The sequence below is a fragment of the Methylotenera versatilis 79 genome (assembly GCF_000384375.1).
In the GTDB taxonomy this organism is placed as follows: domain Bacteria; phylum Pseudomonadota; class Gammaproteobacteria; order Burkholderiales; family Methylophilaceae; genus Methylotenera_A; species Methylotenera_A versatilis_B.
This window is the reverse complement of record NZ_ARVX01000001.1, coordinates 210978-226163: the sequence shown is the minus strand read 5'-3', so window position 1 is coordinate 226163 and position 15186 is coordinate 210978. Positions and strand designations below refer to the sequence as shown.

Annotated in this window: 14 protein-coding genes and 1 tRNA gene; 6 read left to right on the top strand and 9 right to left on the bottom strand. The window is 40.9% G+C overall.

Annotated features, from left to right (window positions below; translation table 11 throughout):
- Positions 1–140: 140 nt before the first annotated feature.
- The 4 genes from METVE_RS0101115 to METVE_RS0101100 form a co-directional block, all read right to left on the bottom strand.
- Positions 141–217 (bottom strand) — tRNA-Gln (locus METVE_RS0101115).
- 31 nt (positions 218–248) lie between these two features.
- Positions 249–1109: a 4-(cytidine 5'-diphospho)-2-C-methyl-D-erythritol kinase gene (ispE, locus tag METVE_RS0101110; RefSeq protein ID WP_020166604.1), complete on the bottom strand. Its 861-nt coding sequence runs from the start codon at positions 1107–1109 to the stop codon at positions 249–251.
- Between the two features lie 114 nt (positions 1110–1223).
- Positions 1224–1838 (bottom strand): lipoprotein insertase outer membrane protein LolB, encoded by a 615-nt coding sequence (lolB, locus tag METVE_RS0101105; RefSeq protein WP_232415350.1) that lies wholly within the window; start codon positions 1836–1838, stop codon positions 1224–1226.
- 45 nt (positions 1839–1883) lie between these two features.
- A complete protein-coding gene (locus METVE_RS0101100) occupies positions 1884–3572 on the bottom strand; it encodes a tetratricopeptide repeat protein (RefSeq protein WP_020184148.1) in 1689 nt (562 codons plus the stop codon).
- A 312-nt stretch (positions 3573–3884) separates the two neighbouring features.
- On the opposite strand from METVE_RS0101100, the gene METVE_RS0101095 reads away from it, so the two are divergent.
- The 6 genes from METVE_RS0101095 to METVE_RS0101070 all read left to right on the top strand — a co-directional run bounded on the left by METVE_RS0101095 (position 3885) and on the right by METVE_RS0101070 (position 10188).
- On the top strand, positions 3885–4835 hold the full coding sequence (locus METVE_RS0101095; RefSeq protein WP_020166601.1) for an ABC transporter ATP-binding protein: 951 nt from the start codon (positions 3885–3887) through the stop codon (positions 4833–4835).
- Between the two features lie 9 nt (positions 4836–4844).
- Positions 4845–5591: an ABC transporter permease gene (locus METVE_RS0101090; RefSeq protein WP_020166600.1), complete on the top strand. Its 747-nt coding sequence runs from the start codon at positions 4845–4847 to the stop codon at positions 5589–5591.
- A 13-nt stretch (positions 5592–5604) separates the two neighbouring features.
- Complete coding sequence (locus tag METVE_RS0101085) at positions 5605–6999, top strand: GldG family protein (RefSeq protein ID WP_020166599.1); 1395 nt, start codon at positions 5605–5607, stop codon at positions 6997–6999.
- Between the two features lie 97 nt (positions 7000–7096).
- The gene (locus METVE_RS0101080) at positions 7097–7990 is read left to right on the top strand and encodes a DUF4340 domain-containing protein (protein WP_020166598.1); all 894 of its coding nucleotides are present in this window, start codon (positions 7097–7099) and stop codon (positions 7988–7990) included.
- Between the two features lie 16 nt (positions 7991–8006).
- On the top strand, positions 8007–8840 hold the full coding sequence (gene mutM / locus METVE_RS0101075; protein ID WP_020166597.1) for a bifunctional DNA-formamidopyrimidine glycosylase/DNA-(apurinic or apyrimidinic site) lyase: 834 nt from the start codon (positions 8007–8009) through the stop codon (positions 8838–8840).
- 97 nt (positions 8841–8937) lie between these two features.
- Positions 8938–10188: a glycosyltransferase gene (locus METVE_RS0101070; protein WP_020166596.1), complete on the top strand. Its 1251-nt coding sequence runs from the start codon at positions 8938–8940 to the stop codon at positions 10186–10188.
- A gap of 3 nt (positions 10189–10191) precedes the next feature.
- Here METVE_RS0101070 and METVE_RS0101065 read toward each other — a convergent pair whose 3' ends face one another.
- From METVE_RS0101065 to METVE_RS0101045, 5 genes are all read right to left on the bottom strand, one after another.
- Positions 10192–11661, bottom strand: coding sequence for a sodium:solute symporter family protein (locus tag METVE_RS0101065; protein WP_020166595.1), 1470 nt, complete (start codon positions 11659–11661; stop codon positions 10192–10194).
- 53 nt (positions 11662–11714) lie between these two features.
- Complete coding sequence (gene ubiB, locus METVE_RS0101060) at positions 11715–13286, bottom strand: ubiquinone biosynthesis regulatory protein kinase UbiB (protein ID WP_020166594.1); 1572 nt, start codon at positions 13284–13286, stop codon at positions 11715–11717.
- A gap of 9 nt (positions 13287–13295) precedes the next feature.
- Entirely contained in the window at positions 13296–13895 is a 600-nt protein-coding gene (locus METVE_RS0101055) for a ubiquinone biosynthesis accessory factor UbiJ (protein WP_020166593.1), read from the bottom strand.
- 99 nt (positions 13896–13994) lie between these two features.
- Positions 13995–14732 carry a bifunctional demethylmenaquinone methyltransferase/2-methoxy-6-polyprenyl-1,4-benzoquinol methylase UbiE gene (ubiE, locus tag METVE_RS0101050; protein WP_198290299.1) on the bottom strand — a complete coding sequence of 246 codons (738 nt, stop codon included), beginning with the start codon at positions 14730–14732 and terminating at the stop codon, positions 13995–13997.
- 47 nt (positions 14733–14779) lie between these two features.
- Complete coding sequence (locus METVE_RS0101045) at positions 14780–15157, bottom strand: gamma-butyrobetaine hydroxylase-like domain-containing protein (RefSeq protein WP_020166591.1); 378 nt, start codon at positions 15155–15157, stop codon at positions 14780–14782.
- Positions 15158–15186 lie beyond the last annotated feature (29 nt).

Sequence of the window (15186 nt, the reverse complement as noted above, 5' to 3'; positions counted from 1 at the left end):
TTATTTATTACGTTTTTATTATATTGAATGCTTTTAAAGGCATTAATCATTTTAACGGCTTTAAAAAGTAAAAGCGTGTAAATCCATTAATCTACACGCTTTCTTTTTGTGTATGCAGACTACGTCTGCACACTAAATATTGGCTGAGGAGGAAGGACTCGAACCTTCGGATGCTGGGATCAAAACCCAGTGCCTTAACCAACTTGGCGACTCCCCAATAAAACTTTTAATCTTTTTTAAGCGGCAATTCAAACTAAACCATAGTGCGGATGTTTGATTAAACTTTTTGCAACAAACCCTGTTGTATTAGCAGGTTTGCTGGCTAAAATTTTATCCGCAACTTGTTTTGAATTTACCGCTACAAATACAGATGCACCCGATCCACTCATTTTTGCTTCACCATAAGGTTTCAGCCAATCAAGGGTAGTTGCAACTGCAGGAAAATCTTCACACACAATCGTTTCAAGGGTATTTCTAAAACTGCTAGAATTCTCACCGCTTGAAAAGTCCGCTATTTTCAATGGTTTCGTGTCTCTTGTCAATCTCGGATTAGTAAAAACTTGCGCAGTTGATACCTGTGCATCTGGTGTTAATACAACATAGTAGGATTGTTGTTGCGATTCAGGTAAATTTACAGGAGATAAAATCTCTCCAATGCCTTCAGCCCAAGCGGTTTGGCCAAAGATAAAGACTGGCACATCTGCGCCTAAACTTAAGCCAATTTGCATCAATTGGGTGCGATTTAATTTGAGCTGCCATAAATGGTTAAGTGCTAATAAAATCGTTGCAGCATCCGAACTGCCACCGCCCAAGCCGCCGCCCATCGGGATTCGTTTTTCAATATGGATTTCTGCGCCTTGCTTGCATCCCGTGGCAAGCTGCAATGCCAATGCCGCACATACACATAAATCTTGTGATTCTGGCACGTTAACCAAAGTATTTAAGCGTTTAATTTCACCTGTATTGTTTACTTTAATATGGATACTGTCATAAAAATCCAGCAATTGAAACACGCTTTGTAACGTGTGATAACCATCTGCGCGACGGCCAGTGATATGCAAAAACAAATTGATTTTGGCTGGCGCTAAAAAGGTTTGAAAGTCTTGCATTATCTTTTTGGATTCGTAAGGTTTTTTGCTATTTTATTTCGATAGTATAGAAATGAAAGATTAGTCGCTATTTATTTTAACGCTTGCTCACTGAAATTATTGCTTGGGATCTTATTAATTAGAAATGTCAATCCATTTTTCTACTAATAATTTCAGGTTAACTTTTTCACTTTTTAACACGATTCTATTGGGTAAAAATACACCGTTATTTTCAACATAGTTTTCATAACTAATATCCCAACCCTCTTGTTTTAAAGTAAGCAGGCGGCCATTTTCATCCCAAGTGCTGCTATTAATATTGCTAGCTGTTGGTTTGCCAAGAACCCAATCACTTAAGCCTGATAAAGGTAATTTAAAGCCCAATGTGGTTTCGGTTAAGCTTTCTACATCTTGAGCGTACACTTTTTGACCATCTTGTTTAGTCAGTGAAACGCCAGTTGACTGTTTGCTGATATTTGCCACTTTACCGCCAACCGGTGAATAGACATCAACATTGTCGGTGCTTTGTGCATGCTGCCAATCAATGCCGCCAGAAAAGCCTTGTTTTTGGGTAACTACACCTAAACGCCCCTTTAATTCAAAGCCTTTGATTTGGGCTAATTTAGCTAGATGTTGCTGATGATTTGTAATAGATGTCGTTGATTGCGTTAGCGGCGGTGGGTTAATGGTTGCGCAGGCGTTCAGTAGTAACAAGCCTGCGGCAACCATTAAGTGACGATTAAAAAGCAAATATAACTCTTTAAAAATAGTTTAAATTTAAGCTTATTTAAAGCATTAAGATTTGAATTTTTTAGCAGTTGCAACCAATAAATCATTGGCTGGATGCTCTTTAAGTGCAAGTCCCCAAATTCTCTTCGCTTCTTCTTGCATGCCTTGTTTCCATAAAACTTCGCCCAAATGCGCAGCAATTTCTGGATCATCTTGCATATCATAAGCTTTACGCAAATGTTCAACAGCAAGTGCTAAATTACCCAAACGATAATGTACCCAGCCTAAACTATCCAGCATGTAGTGGTCATTCGGTTGTAACTTAAGCGCGGTTTCTATTAATGATTTGGCTTCATCTAGCTTAATATTTCGGTCTGCATAAGAATAGCCAAGCGCATTATAAGCGGCAGCATAATCTGGTTTCATGAGAATCACTTTGCGTAATTCGGTTTCCATCACATCCAATTTTCCAAGACGCTCCGCTGCCATCGCGTAATCATAAATAAGTTCTGGCGAGTTCGGCAGATTGCTAACGGCCTTAGTCATTAAATCAAACGATTCTTGGTTGCGCTTAGCTTGCCCCAACATATTGGCTTGAGTTTGAATCACAATGGTTTGTTGCTCTGGAGTCAGTTCATTCACGTCATCCAGCATTTTGATAGCGGCATCTAGACTTTTTGTGCGCGCAATCACATTCGCGGCAGAAAGTCGGCTTTCTAAATAACGCTCACTAGTTGCTGATACTTTGTCGTACCAAACTAAAGCTTTGGCGTCTTGTTTTTGTAGTTCGCTGCTACGGCCTAAGTATAAATACAGTTGCTCAGGTTCTTTAAAACCATTCGCGATGGATTGTTCAAAATACTTGTCTGCACTCGCGTAGTCGCTTGACTCTAGCGACAACAAACCAACCACTGCGCTAATCTCTGGGCTACCTTGCGCAGCATCGATTAACTTAACAAACTCTGGTTTTGCTTCCTCAAAACGCTTTTGATTCACCAATAATTTGGCATAAGACATGCGCACGTCGTTGGCTTGTGGGTATTGTTTTAAAAAGCCTTGATAGAAGTTAGCGGCTTTATCTGGTGATTCTCTAAATAACATTTGGCCTTGCATTAGCGCTGCAGCTTCCCAACCTGGACGTAGTTGGTTTGCTGTTGCAAGTGCTGTTTCGGCAATTGCAGGCTTATCTGCGATTAACGCCGCTTGTGCAATCGCAAATTGTGCTTCTGGCAAGGTTGGATAAGGCGCTGCCAGCTCTTGAACAGCTTGTAAAACTTCGTTTTTATCTTTTTGATTCGCCAGTAAAGTATTCAAATATAAAAAGCCATTTGCACGTGTATCTGGTTTGGCTAATAACTTTTCAATATGTGGTTTTGCTTGCTTAAAGTTGCCGCTTGCGACTAACAATTGGCTAGAAGCTTGTTGTGCTTCAATCGAACTAGGGTCTAACTCCACCCATAAAGTAGAGGCTTGTAAAGCAATGGCTGGTTGATTGGCATAAGCGGCAGCGCGCGCTGAACGTTCTGCCAAACGCGGATCGCGTGTTTTTTTGGCTAAATCTAAAAATAATTGGCTAGCCAAAGTCACGTCACCACGTTGGCCCGCAATTTCACCTAATAAATAAGTGTATACAAACTCAGGCGTTGCTGTGGTGATGGTTGGCTGAATAATGCTTGGTTTAGCCGACTCAGCATAAGCAGATGAGACGCCAAATGACGCGGTAGATATCAGAATTGCAACAACTATCTTTTTCATATTGAGTTTTTTAATTTTGGGCATTATTTTAAGTTTCCAGATACTTTCATTAACTTGATTTAACTTTATTTAGTTTAACTTTTCAATTTCTTTGGGCTTGGTTCAAAATAACTTGATTCAAAATCATTAATTAAGAATCATCAATTTGTTATTTATGTTTAGTCCGTGACAGTTAATGCAAGTTCATCCATAATTAAAGGTTAAGCAATATTTCGTTTGTATTTAATTAAGACTATAACTTTTTGCCTGAAACTAATCTAGCGATTTTGTTTCATAAGGCGATTCGTTTTAAGCAATGATAAGACAATCATCATGACCAATTTAACAGTAGAAGCGGTAGAGCTTACGCGATTGTACGGCGGCCGCGAGGCAGTCAGTAATGTGAGCTTTAATCTTACCCAAGGCCAAGTGCTCGGTTTTTTAGGCCCGAACGGCGCAGGTAAGTCCACCACCATGAAAATGCTGACAGGTAACTTGGCGCCCAGCGCTGGTTCTGTGAAAATCTGTGGCATTGATATGATTGAAAATCCCAAAGAAGCCAAAGCATTAATTGGTTATTTGCCTGAAATGCGTCCGCTATATAAAGAATTTACCGTAGACGAATATTTAACAATCGCTGCGCGTTTACATAGGGTATCTAGTCGTAATATCAAAAAAGCAGTACAAAATGCCAAAGAACGCTGTGGCTTAACGCACATGAGCAAGCGTTTAATCGAAAATCTTTCAAATGGCTATCAGCAACGTGTTGGTATTGCGCAGGCCATTATTCATAATCCAATGGTGGTTATTTTAGATGAGCCAACTGTCGGCCTAGATCCGATTCAAATCCGTGATATTCGTACCTTAATCCGCGAAATTGGCTCAGACCATAGTGTGATTTTATCTACGCATATTTTGCCAGAAGTTGAAATTGTCTGTGATCACGTCCAGATTATCGACAAAGGTAAGTTAGTGTTTAACGGCGGAATTGACGTGTTAAAACGTCAACGCGTGGGTAATAAATTGCTGATTGGCTTTAACAATGCGCCAGCGCCTACAGATTTATTGAAAATTGCCGGCGTTACTGAGGCAGAAACCTTGGAAAACAACATGATGCGCGTGCGTTTTGCAGAAAATGCAACTCCGCATGAATCGATTGTGCAGGCAGCTGTTAAAAATGGTTGGGGTTTGTATCAAATTGCGCCAGATCAAACTAGCTTAGAAGATGTGTTTATGCAATTGACTTACCAAGATGCAGCAGTAATAGAAACTCCGGTCGCTTAAGGAAATTACATGATTTTAAATGTGGCAAGAAAAGAACTTAAAAGTGTATTTGCTTCACCGATGGGCTGGATTATTCTGGCCCTGTTGATGTTTGCATTCGGCACTTATTTTTTAAACGGCGTTAATGATTATTTTGAAGTGATGTCTGGCGCCATCCGTCCCGCAGAGCGCTACGGTGTAACCCAGTTTGTCGGTCAAACGGTGTATGGATTAGCTTCGTTTATCATGTTATTCGCGGTGCCGCTACTTTCTATGCGCTTAATCAGTGAAGAACGCCGTAGCCAAACTTTGCCGTTCTTATTTAGCGCGCCGCTGTCGTTAACTGAAATCGTACTGGGAAAGTTCGTCGGTCTTGTGGCTTTTTTAAGCATATTAATTGTGTATATCGCACTGATGTTATTTACGCTGAATATTTGGTCTGAGATAGATTTTGGTTATATTTTAGCCAACTCATTAGGCTTGTTTTTATTAGTGGCTAGTTTTTCTGCGTTGGGTTTGTATTTCTCCAGCTTAACTTCGCAGCCTGTTGTGGCCGCTATTTTGAGCTTTATTGCGCTATTTGCGTTAATGATTTTAGATCGCTTTTTCGCAGGTGATCCAAGCAATACATTGGCGCATTTATCCTTAATGAACCATTTCCAATCATTTGCTGGTGGTTTGATTGATACCGCAGATGTCGCGTACTTTGTTTTATTTACTACGACCTTTTTAATATTAACGATTCGCCGTTTGGATGCAGACCGGTTAAGAGGCTAATTGGACTTTTTGTATGAAAATTAATCGCAATTTACGTTTTCAAATGCTGGCGCAAAGCTGGCTGTTTGTGGTGTTATTTATCTTGTTAATTGTGTTGATTGGCTATTTAACCAGCCAATATCACTACGCAAAAGATGTTACGCAAGCCAATCGCAACATCCTCACAAAAGGTAGTGCGAACATATTGAAGCAGATGAAAGAGCCTGTGAATATTACCGTTTACGCGACACTTGATGATGCGAATCGCGGCGATACCTTTAGAAAAGGCGTTAAAGATTTTGTGGCGCGTTATCAACGTGAGAAAAAGAATATTACACTGACCTTTATTAACCCTTCAGAAGAGCCAAAATTGGCACAAGAAGCGGGCATTAAACAAGATGGCGAAGTGGTTGTGGAGTACAACAAGCGCACCGAACATATTTCGCCACCGATTGCAGAGCAAGAAATGACCAACTTGTTAGTGCGTTTAGCGCGCACAAACACACGGCCGATTATGTTTTTGGATGGGCATGGCGAACGTCATTTGCAAGGTATTAAAAATCACGATATTGGTGAATTCGGTAAACAATTGGAAGCAAAAGGCTTTAAATTTGCCAATCCAGATTTAACCATTGCGCAAGCCGTGCCAGCCAATGGCGCGATGTTGGTAATCGCTAGTCCGCAAGTGGATGTCAGTGAGATTGAAGCGAAAAAAATCAAGGCGTATTTAGAATCGGGCGGTAATTTATTGTGGTTGTTGGATGACAATAATTTGCGTGGCATGAAAGAAGTGGCCGATTATTTAGGCTTTACCGTTTCACCAGGTATTGCTGTAGATATGACGGCAGCACAATATGGCGCGGATGCGAAAGTGGCATTTGCATCTTTATATGGCGATCATGCGATTACACGTAATTTCCAATTAAGAACGCTGTTCCCAGAAGCGCATGAGATTGATGCACATGCGTCAGATGAGTTTGGTTGGAAAGTAGGGCGTTTGGTAGAAGTGGCGCCTAATGGCTGGTTAGAGTCTGAGTTAATCAAATCAGGCGTCAATAATAAAAAAGTCGTGTTTGATGAGAAAGTAGATAAGCGTGGCCCAATTAACATTGGCGTGGCTTTAGAGCGCGAATATGGCAAAAAAGGCCAACGTGTAGTGGTAATGGGGAATGCTAATTTCTTATCTAATACGTTTATTACCAACGGCGGAAATTTAGATTTTGGCGTGAATATCGTGAACTGGTTAGCTGGCGACGACAAGCTCATTACCATTCAACCGATGCCGTTGAAAGATATCAATGTCACGATACCTAATGACGACAAAGGTCGTGCAGTTGCATGGACAGTATTCCATAGCTTCCAATATTTTATTCCATTAGCTTTTTTTGTAGCAGGCTTTTGGTTGTGGTGGAAACGTAGAAAAGCTTAAGCGATACTTAACCCATTAAAAGTATTAAAAACTAAAAATGGGCAAAAATATTTGGTAGTAATGAATAAGTTTCGCAATAAAGCAGGGAATAAGTTAAATGAAAAATAGATGGTTACTTAATTTAGTAATGCTGGCGGTGGTCGGTGGTTTGGTGGCTTTTTTGTATCTTCGTCCACAAGTCAAAATTGATGCGCGTACGCAACATGCGGTTTCAGAACTAAAACTAGCAGATTTCAATGCAATTAAAGTCGAGTTCCCTGCAGTTAAAGCAACGGCTTTTGAAAAAGTAGATGGATTTTGGCGCATGACAGCACCTTACAAAGCGCGTGCGGATCAAATGTCAGTACAACGTATTTTGTCGATTATTGCTGCGACCAGTGTAGAAAAATTCTCTGCCAGTGATTTAGCCAAATACGGCTTGAATAATCCAGAGTTAAAAATACAATTAACCAGTAGTAGCGGCACCGAAGAGTTTATTTTCGGCACGCATAATCCCGTGACAGATCAACAATATTTGGGTTATAAAGACGCCGTTTATCTGATTCAAGCAGGCTATTCAGAAGCGGCAAGCGTGCAAGCAATCGAATTAGTCGATAAATTACCGCTCGGACCAGCAGAATTAAAACAAATAAGTGGTTTTAACTTTTCGCACTTAGAGCAATGGGAAGAGCTTGGTTTAAACGTGGACTTAGTAGATAGTCAATGGAAGACTAACGCACCTAAAGCAAAGCCAACGCAAAACGAATTGAACGAGTGGCTAGATTTTACTTGGAAGCAAAGTCCAGCCAAATCAGTAGAGCTTTATGTTCCAGATCGTAAAACGGTATATCCATCTTTTGAAGTAAAGCTGAAAGATGGCAAAAAAATACGTTTTGATAAAATTCAAGAATCCCCGGAATTGTTACTAGGCAGACCTGACGAAGGTATTTTGTACCACTTTAGTAACGATGTTGGATTTACCATGTTGAATCCACCACTTAATTTAAAATAACGCCTGTATTTAAACCATGCCTGAATTACCAGAGGTAGAAATTACGCGGCGTGGTTTAATTCCACTGATTAATCAAACGGTTAAATCCGTCACCATTCGCAATGGCAGTATGCGCTGGCCCATTCCCGTGCATTTGCCGCAAACTTTATATCAGCAAAAACTACTTAATTTAACGCGTCGCGCGAAGTATATTCTAGCGGAATTTGAATCGGGTACTTTGCTGCTGCATTTAGGCATGTCTGGCCGTATTTGCTTATTAGAACGTGATTATCCACCCGAAAAGCATGACCATTTTGACATCGCTTTTGATGATGGCCGTGTATTACGCTTGCGTGATCCACGTCGATTTGGCGCGGTGTTGTGGGCAGGTGAGCATCCGCACACACATAGTTTAATCACCACTCTTGGCCCAGAACCGCTTGAAGCAGACTTTAGCGCACAATATTTATTTGATCAAATCCGCAGCCGAAATGCCGCTATTAAAGTCACCATTATGGATAGCCATTTAGTAGTAGGCGTCGGCAATATCTATGCGTCAGAATCTTTATTCCGTGCCCGCATCCACCCAGAGACGCCAGCAAAACAACTCACATTTTTGCAATGTGAGAAGCTGGTACAAGAGATTAAGGCTACGCTAAACGACTCGCTGAATGCAGGCGGCAGCAGTTTGCGTGACTTTTTTGGCGCAGACGGTAATCCAGGATATTTTCAGCAAGATTATTTTGTGTATGGCCGTACAAATGAGCCATGTAAGATTTGCGCAAACCCGATTAAAAATATTCGCTTGGGGCAACGCTCTACTTTTTATTGTGAAAGTTGCCAACCTAAAGCAGTTAACTGTCTAAAATAGTTAAATAAGTGATATATCGCTATTTTTAAACTTAAAATTACTCTCAAATTAGATTAGGCATTAACATAGTTAAAGCTAATATTTCTGAAAAATAGTGATGATGAATCAGCCTAAGCTATCCGACCCATATTTACTGGTGCTATTTTCTGTGCCTTATATGCGTAATGCTGAAAATCAGCTTTGCGTATCATTGGCTTGGGCAAAAGACTTAATTGAGCACACACACTACATCGAAAATCTCACTTTGATTTCATATTTTTCTGATGAAAATTCACCTGCAGATGCCGTGGTGATTGAAAATAATCCTAAACTTAAAAATGTACGATTCGCATTGCTACCGAAACCTAGAAATACATTACACGCTTTGCAGTTGTTGCCTAAAACCATATCTATTCTATGGAAAGAGATCGATAGCACAACCATTATTCATAGTGCAGTTGCTGGCTGGCCGATTCCTGAAGCATGGATTATTTGCCCCATATTATTGTTTAAAAAACGTTTTCATTTCATCAATGTAGAGTCGGCTTTTTGGCGACTGCCTATAGGCCAAACGCATGGATTAAAGCGAAAAGTAAAATCAGCAGTTTGGGAATATGTGAATCGATTATGCGTACAAAGTGCAGATTTAAGTACCTTTACACAAGAAGCTTATAAAAAATCTCTGCTTGGTAAATATCAGAATAAGGGTTTCGTCATTCCAGCTACTTGGATTGATGCAGAAAATATCTTGGCTGAAAATGATTTGAATGCTTTGATTGAACGTAAGAAACTTGAGATTACGCAACCGATAAAACTAGTATTTGTAGGACGTTTGGTATTTGAGAAAGGCATTTTGCTGCTTATTAAAGCTGCAAGTGAATTAATCGATGCAGGGCATCAGCTAAGTTTGGATATTTATGGTGAGGGCAGCTTGCTGCAAGAGTGTGCGGATTTGATTGAGCATAATCAAAAATCAGAATCGATACGTTTGCGCGGCACTGTAAAGTATGGTCCAGATTTTTTTAAGCTTTTACACGATTACGATTTGATGGTGATACCCAGTTTATCGGATGAGCAACCAAGAAATGTGTTTGATGCATTTTCTCAGGCTTTACCAGTACTTTGCTCAGATACGGCGGGTTTATTGCAGTGCGTAGAGGATCAAAAAACGGGTTATTTCTTCAAAACAGGTGATAGTGCAGAATTAAAAGCTCAGCTTATTCACAACATTAAAGAACGCAGTACATTATTGAATATGAGCAGACAATGTGTTGATTACGTTAGAAATATGACACACACACAAATGCATATGAAGCGCCTTAAGTTGATTAATCAGGCGTTGAACGATTATTCAAATAAAGCTAAATAGACTTTAATGCTGATGTGGCCTTGCTGCATGCTCATGCAAATAGCCTGCTGGCTTACTAGGTATTTTCCCAATTTTTTGTGGTATTAATGAGCCAATAATCATCGCAATCGCGCTGATTGCAAGTCCTATCAGTTGTGGTGGGATCAGGCTTTTCTCACCAACCAATACCTCAATAATTACCCAACTGCCGATGCCGCCGATAATAGCGCCCAAAGCGCCCTGACTAGTAGCACGCTTCCAAAATGCACCAAAAACAAGTGGGATAAATGCGCCTGCTAGCGTGATTTTGTAAGCGGATTCCACCATGCCAAAAATGGAGTTTTGTGAATTAAGTGCATACAGCAAAACGCAAAGTGCAAAACACACCAAGCAAATCCGCATCACACGCAGAAAGGCTTTATCGTTCATATCTGGCATATAACCGCGCACAACGTTTTCTGCAAAGGTGATAGAAGGTGCAAGCAGGGTGGCGGATGAACAGCTCATAATGGCAGATAAAACGGCACCAAAAAAGATGGCTTGTGCGATAAGCGGCGTGTGTTGTAACACCAAAGTAGGTAATACGCGTTGGGAGTCTTCTACCACTAATTTTCCAAATACTGCTGGGTCGATTAACGTGGCAGAATAGGCGATAAACATAGGCACAAAAGTAAAACAGAAATATACGGAAGCACCTAAAATAGAACCCCACAATGCGATTTTTGCACTTTTGGCAGAAGTGATGCGCTGGAATACATCTTGTTGCGGAATGCTACCAAGCATCATCGTTACCCAGCCGCCTAAGAAAGTAATCCATACCCAAACGTCTGCACCTTTAGGAAAGAAATCCAGTTTACCTGCGGCTCTCGCGTGCTCAATCACAGGTGCTACGCCGCCAGTCATGCCTGAAACAATACTGCCGATATAAAGCAGGCCGCCAATCACGACGATCATTTGCACAAAATCTAATATGGCCACTGAAAGCATGCCGCCCAGCGTGGTGTAAGTTAACACAATGGCGGTGCCCAAAATCATACCAGCTTCTTCACTGACTACACCGTTGGTGATCATATTAAAAATCAAGCCTAATGCTTTGATTTGCGCGGCTACCCAGCCTAAATAGGAAACAACGATTGCAATGGTCGTTAGCACTTCAACCGTACGGTTGTAGCGCATACGGTAAAAATCACCCAGCGTAATGATATTCAGTTTGTATAGTTGAGTGGAGAAGAAAAAACCGGCAATAATCAAACACATGCTAGAGCCAAATGGATCGGCCGCCACGCCATTTAAACCTTCACGTACAAATGTTGCAGAAACACCGAATACCGCTTCTGCACCAAACCAAGTGGCAAAAACCGTTGCCATTACGATGGGAAGCGGTAAGTGTCGGCCAGCGACAGCGTAATCTTTTGTGTTTTTAACGCGGGTTGCGGCTGCTAAGCCAATACCAATAGAAACAAGCAAGTAGGCAATAACAAACCAAATCAGCACGAATATTTCCCTTAAAACTTATTCAACTAAACTTAATTCAGCTAAGTACAAAATTAATGAAGCAAAAAAATCACCAAACTGAGAGATTGTAGCAAAACCAGCACCACGATTGCGATAGTCATCCACTTTTGCCAACGTGCCTGATTTTTTTGCACTTTGATTAACGTATGAATCGTTTGGTGTATCGGTACGTCTTGCTCTGCAAGCGTTTGCTGCGTTAAAAATTGATGCACTAATCGCGGCATTTGTGGTGTGTTTTTCAGGATAAAAGGCAGCTCTTTTTTGAATGTATTGGCAATGCTACGCCAGCCGATTTGTTCACTCATCCAGCGATTTAAAAACGGTTTTGCTGTTTGCCATAAATCAATATTAGGGTCTAAATCGCGCCCTAATCCTTCAATATTCAATAGCGTTTTTTGCAGCATCACCAGTTGCGGTTGAATCACCACACCAAAGCGTCGCGACATTTGGAAAAGACTTAATAGCGTGCGACCAAAGGAAATATCTTTAAGTGGTTTGTCAAAAATCGGCTCACAAATTGCGCGAACTGCGGTTTCCAGCTCTTCAATATTGGTATCTTTTGGCACCCAGCCAGATTCAATATGCGCAACCGCTACATCCCGATAATCCCGATTAAAAAATGCCAGAAAATTACGAGCCAGATAATATTTGTCGATATCACTTAAGCTACCCATGATGCCAAAATCGAGCGCAATATATTTACCTTTATTTGGTCCTTCGTTGGCGACTTGAATATTGCCTGGGTGCATATCCGCATGAAAAAATCCATCGCGAAACACCTGTGTGAAAAATATCTCAACGCCATCGTGTGCAAGTTTTGTGATATCAATATTATTAGCGCGCAAAACTTCAATTTGACTAATCGGCGTGCCATACATGCGCTGCATGGTCATCACGTCTTTGCGGCAATAATCCCAATATACTTCGGGGATGAGTAAACGTGCGCGTACGTCGTCTTTCGGCGCGAAATTGCGTGCTAACTGACTACAGTTGGCGGCTTCTAAAGTCAGATCTAACTCATGTTTTGTGTGGCGCGCAAACTCATCCACCACTTCTAAAGGCTTCAAACGTTTGCCTTCACTTGAAATCGTTTGTAGTAGCCAAGCCAATGATTTCAACAGTAATAAATCTTGGCTGATGACTTTCGCGATACCAGGTCGTAATACTTTAACCGCCACTTCTTGCCCATCATGTAAATGCGCGAAATGCACTTGTGCGACCGATGCGCTGGCAACCGCGATGGTGTCGAATTGGCTATAGATTGAATCCAGTGGTAAACCAAACGCGGCCTCAATACTTTTTTGTACTTCTTCAAAAGCAAAAGGTGGCACTTGGTCTTGTAACTTGGCTAGTTCGTCTGCGACATCTGGTGGCAACAAATCGCGGCGGGTTGAAAGCATTTGTCCAAACTTAACAAAAAGTGGACCTAACTTTTCCAGTGCTAAACGTAATCTTACGCCTCTTGGTAAGGTGGTATTGCGCCAAAAAAAGACCACTTTAATGACTTTGTGTAATGGCTTAAACGTAATGTGTTCACCGATAAATTCATCCAAGCCAAACTTTAACAGAATGAAAATGATGACAAATAGCCGAAAATAATGCATTTAATCGGGTTAACTTTCTGTTAGGTTTGTTATTGGTATTTGTTGAGCTAGCTTTTGCAGTTTTTTTTCAAAACGCGCGATGTCACTTTTAAGGCTATCAACATCATGATTAAACTGTTCAATATGGCGTTTTTTTGCAACCACAGGCTTTTCTTCTTGCCAATACTCGGTCAGCATTTCCGCTAAATTCACAGTTTGCTTTTTGCTTTCATGCAGCACTTTTTGCGTCGTTTCACCCAATTTACTGGCGGTAATATCGCCCACTAAATGGCTTAAATCCTCTTCAATATCCCAGCGCATTTGCTGCAATATTTTGCTGAGCTCCGTGGCAAGGTGCGTATCACCATCGATTTTAATTTGCAATTTTGCTGCTTCGTCTTTAGCCAGTAAACGCAATGCCAAGCTGGGCGGAATGTGAATAAAGGCATCTGGTTGCGCCGTTTCTCCTGCAAGGCTTAAGCTACCATCTTCCAAAATGGCGAGATTAGTTTTGGCTAAAACAAAATCAAACTGCACAACTTTGCCCGCAAAGCTGACCAAATAGGCGCGCGACCAATTATTTTGATTGGTGATATGTTGCAAAAAACGTGTGACTAGAGGCTTTAGCATGGGTTTGATTAATTCAGGTTGAATTTAAACGATTTAAGTGAATATGATTTAAAAAATAGTCTCAAAGAATAGAATTTAAAAGTTAAGCTTTTTAAAAGGTTAAGTTTTATAGCCTTTATGTAAGGCCACAACACCAGCATTCAAATTGTGATAATCCACTTTGCCAAAACCCGCATCATGCATCATTTGCTTCAAGGTTTCTTGGTCTGGATGCATGCGAATACTTTCAGCTAAATACTGATAACTTTCTGCATCTTTGGCGATTAATTTGCCCATAAACGGCAATAATTTAAATGAATATACATCGTACAGTTTTTGCAATGGCTGCCACACTGTCGAAAATTCCAACACCAACAGTCTGCCGCCAATTTTTAACACACGTTGCATTTCTTTTAACGCAATGTCCTTGTGCGTCATATTCCGCAAGCCAAACGCTACAATCACACAATCAAAGCTGTTATCAGCAAATGGCAATTGTTCGGCATTACACTGCATTGCGGGCACATTGAGTCCTGCGTCTATCATACGATCGCGTCCAACAGCTAGCATGGATGCGTTAATATCCGTTAAAGTGACTGAGCCATCTTTACCCACTTTTTTTGCAAATAACTTAGATAAATCACCGCTACCGCCAGCGATATCCAGTACATGATCGCCTGCTTTTACACCGCTGATGTCCACTGCAAAGCGCTTCCAAACGCGATGTAAACCAGCAGACATCACGTCGTTCATCACATCATATTTACTGGCGACAGAGTGAAATACTTCACCAACTTTTTGCTGTTTTTCTGGCTCATTAATCGTTTTAAAGCCAAAGTGAGTGGTTTTATCAGTCATGTTTTTTCCTTGCATTTGCTTACTTTTAATTGTGACTATTCTAGTGTTTAAAAGTCTTTTCTTTTGTGTCCAGCCATCTCAAGTTTAGATACATAGTCTTGCCACATTGCTTGATAATTTTCAGCCAATTCGTACAGATAATCCCATGAATACAAGCCTGTATCGTGGCCGTCACTAAATACCAGCTTGACTGCATAATTGCCGACAGGTTCGATAGCGCTAATATTCACATCTTCTTTACCAATTTGTAGCGTTTCTTGTCCGGCACCGTGGCCACGAACCTCGGCAGATGGTGAATATACCCGCAAAAATTCACAAGACAGCATGCACTCCATATTGTTATCGAATTTAATCTCAAGCAAACGCGATGCCTGATGCAAGCGAATATCGATAGGACGTGGCGAATGTAGGTTTAAACCGCTCATTTATGCACTGTGAAATAATCAAATCAGAA

What these genes read in the sequence shown, in the direction of transcription:
- METVE_RS0101100 (WP_020184148.1), bottom strand. Translation starts at nt 3,572, where the DNA reads ATGAAAAAGATAGTTGTTGCAATTCTGATATCTACCGCGTCATTTGGC.
- METVE_RS0101085 (WP_020166599.1), top strand. Translation starts at nt 5,605, where the DNA reads ATGAAAATTAATCGCAATTTACGTTTTCAAATGCTGGCGCAAAGCTGG.
- ubiE (WP_198290299.1), bottom strand. Translation starts at nt 14,732, where the DNA reads ATGACTGATAAAACCACTCACTTTGGCTTTAAAACGATTAATGAGCCA.
- METVE_RS0101090 (WP_020166600.1), top strand. Translation starts at nt 4,845, where the DNA reads ATGATTTTAAATGTGGCAAGAAAAGAACTTAAAAGTGTATTTGCTTCA.
- ispE (WP_020166604.1), bottom strand. Translation starts at nt 1,109, where the DNA reads ATGCAAGACTTTCAAACCTTTTTAGCGCCAGCCAAAATCAATTTGTTT.
- mutM (WP_020166597.1), top strand. Translation starts at nt 8,007, where the DNA reads ATGCCTGAATTACCAGAGGTAGAAATTACGCGGCGTGGTTTAATTCCA.
- METVE_RS0101095 (WP_020166601.1), top strand. Translation starts at nt 3,885, where the DNA reads ATGACCAATTTAACAGTAGAAGCGGTAGAGCTTACGCGATTGTACGGC.
- ubiB (WP_020166594.1), bottom strand. Translation starts at nt 13,286, where the DNA reads ATGCATTATTTTCGGCTATTTGTCATCATTTTCATTCTGTTAAAGTTT.
- METVE_RS0101070 (WP_020166596.1), top strand. Translation starts at nt 8,938, where the DNA reads ATGATGAATCAGCCTAAGCTATCCGACCCATATTTACTGGTGCTATTT.
- METVE_RS0101055 (WP_020166593.1), bottom strand. Translation starts at nt 13,895, where the DNA reads ATGCTAAAGCCTCTAGTCACACGTTTTTTGCAACATATCACCAATCAA.
- METVE_RS0101080 (WP_020166598.1), top strand. Translation starts at nt 7,097, where the DNA reads ATGAAAAATAGATGGTTACTTAATTTAGTAATGCTGGCGGTGGTCGGT.
- METVE_RS0101045 (WP_020166591.1), bottom strand. Translation starts at nt 15,157, where the DNA reads ATGAGCGGTTTAAACCTACATTCGCCACGTCCTATCGATATTCGCTTG.